This is a genomic window from Saccharopolyspora sp. NPDC000995, assembly GCF_053599315.1.
In genome coordinates this window covers 1-2,148 of record NZ_JBSFLZ010000290.1, presented here as the reverse complement: position 1 = coordinate 2,148, position 2,148 = coordinate 1, and the positions used below count along the sequence as shown (strand labels likewise).

Here is a 2,148-nt window from a genome sequence, read left to right as displayed (position 1 = left end):
CAACTCTAGCGATCAACCTCCTATTCGATCAAGCCAATCCAGCAGGTCACAGTATGTAACTGCTTGAATCGTGTCACTAGGGGTTTCTGCTGTTTTCACCAGGACACAGTGCCCTGACCTGGAGCGACGCCGCCGATCGTGTCGTCAGAGCCCAATTATCTGTGGAACGCGGGAGCATCCAAGCGTGTCAAAGACGTGGGTGGATGGCGGCTACAACACGTCCGTCATATCTTATGGTGCACAACGGGATATCGAGGTCGATGTCGTCAAACGCCCTACTTCCAAGGGATTTCATGTGTTACCCCGCCGCTGGGTAGTGGAGCGCACCCTGAGCTGGCTGATGCAACACCGCCGACTCGTGCGCGACTACGAGGCACTGCCCCGGCGTTCACGCACATCCAGCCCATCGGCCTCGACCCCGAACAACCCGAGGGGATCCCCCCCGTACTCATCAAGGAACGCAGCGAAATCATCGTCGTCGGCTACCGGCCCGGCACCGCCGGCACCCGCAGCATCGTTGCCGGCATCCTGTCCCAGGAACGCGAGCAACTCGGTTGCGACCAACTCCTCATAAGCACCCTCGCCCAGCAGCACCCCAGCATCCGCGGCATCCTGCGGGACTGAAACCCCATCTACATCCGCCACGGCCTGAGCAAGCCACGCATCCAGATCGGCGTCAGCCGACCACGCATCCCGGCCGTCCTGATCCACCCCAGTCCACGCCGGTACCCCCTCCGGTCCCGTACCCACCGGGGCCCCACCCACCCCGGTCTCCATCACCTCCCCGACCTTCTTCTTCCGTCTCCGCTCCGCCACCTTCGGCTGGAGCTTCGCCAGCTCCTCCTTCTGCTCCTCAGTCAGCGGCCCCTGCTCCTGCAACGCTTCCAACTCCGCAACACGGGCGGCAGCAGCCTTTCCCGCCCGGCGATACTTCGCGACAGATTCCTGCTGTTTCTGCCATGTCTGTGCCTTCGGCTGGAGCTCCGCCAGCTCCTCCTCCTGCTCCTCAGTCAGCTGCCCCTGCTCCTGCAACGCCTCCAACTCCGCAACACGGGCGGCAGCAGCCTTTCCCGCCCGGTACCAAGCCGTGGCCAATTCCTTCTGTTTCTGCCACGTCTGTGCCTTCGGCTGGAGCTCCGCCAGCTCCTCCTCCTGCTCCTCAGTCAGCTGCCCCTGCTTCTGCAACGCCTCCAACTCCGCAACCCGGGCGGCAGCAGCCTTTCCCGCCCAGTAATACTTCGCGTTCCGTTCCTTCTTTTTCTGCTTCTGCTGTGCCACCTTCGGCGTGAGCTTCGCCAGCTCCGCCTCCTGTTCCTCAGTTAGCGGCCCCCGCTTCTGCAACGCCTCCAACTCCGCAACACGGGCGGCAACAGCCTTTCCCGCCCGGTACCACTCCGCCAGCCATTCCTTGTGTTTCTGCCACTTCTGTGCCTTCGGCTGGAGCTTCGCCAGCTCCTCCTTCTGCTCCTCAGTCAGCGGCCCCTGCTCCTGCAACGCCTCCAACTCCGCAATACGGGCGGCAGCAGCCTTTCCCGCCCAGTAATACTTCGCGTTCTGTTCCTTCCTTTTCTGCTTCTGCTGTGCCTTCGGCGTGAGCTTCGCCAGCTCCTCCTTCTGCTCCTCAGTCAGCGGCCCCTGCTCCTGCAACGCCTCCAACTCCGCAACCCGGGCGGCAGCAGCCTTTCTCTCCTGGTACCACTCCGCGTTCTGTTCCTTCTTTTTCTGCTTCTGCTGTGCCTTCGGCGTGAGCTTCGCCAGCTCCTCCTTCTGCTCCTCAGTCAGCGGCCCCCGCTCCTGCAACCCCTCCAACTCCGCAACCCGGGCGGCAGCAGCCTTTACCGCCCGTTTATACTTCGCGTCAGAGTCCTTCTTTTTCTGCCACGTCTGTGCCTTCGGCTGGAGTGCCGTCAGCTCCTCCTTCTGCTCCTCAGTCAGCGGCCCCTGCTTCTGCAACGCCTCCAACTCCGCAACCTTGGCGGCAGCAGCCTTTCTTTTCTGGTAATTCTTCGCGTTCCGTTCCTTCTGTTTCCGTTTCTGCTCCGCCCTCGGGTCCTGCTGTGCTGCCTGATCCGTCGGCGTGAGCTCCCCCCTCTCACCGTCACCCGGACTCCCGGACACAGCCCCAGCAGCGGCTGTGTCCACCTTCCG

1 protein-coding gene and 1 pseudogene are annotated in these 2,148 nt (G+C 62.8%); one reads left to right on the top strand and one right to left on the bottom strand.

Features of this window, described 5'->3' with window-relative positions; all coding sequences use genetic code 11:
• Positions 1–283 precede the first annotated feature (283 nt).
• Positions 284–373, top strand: a pseudogene (locus tag ACWDKQ_RS35855) (IS5/IS1182 family transposase); the annotation flags it as partial.
• Here ACWDKQ_RS35855 and ACWDKQ_RS35850 read toward each other — a convergent pair.
• Positions 367–2,148 (bottom strand): hypothetical protein (locus tag ACWDKQ_RS35850; protein WP_450143186.1); only part of this gene is annotated, 1,782 nt, incomplete at its 5' end. The pseudogene ACWDKQ_RS35855 and the gene ACWDKQ_RS35850 overlap by 7 nt on opposite strands.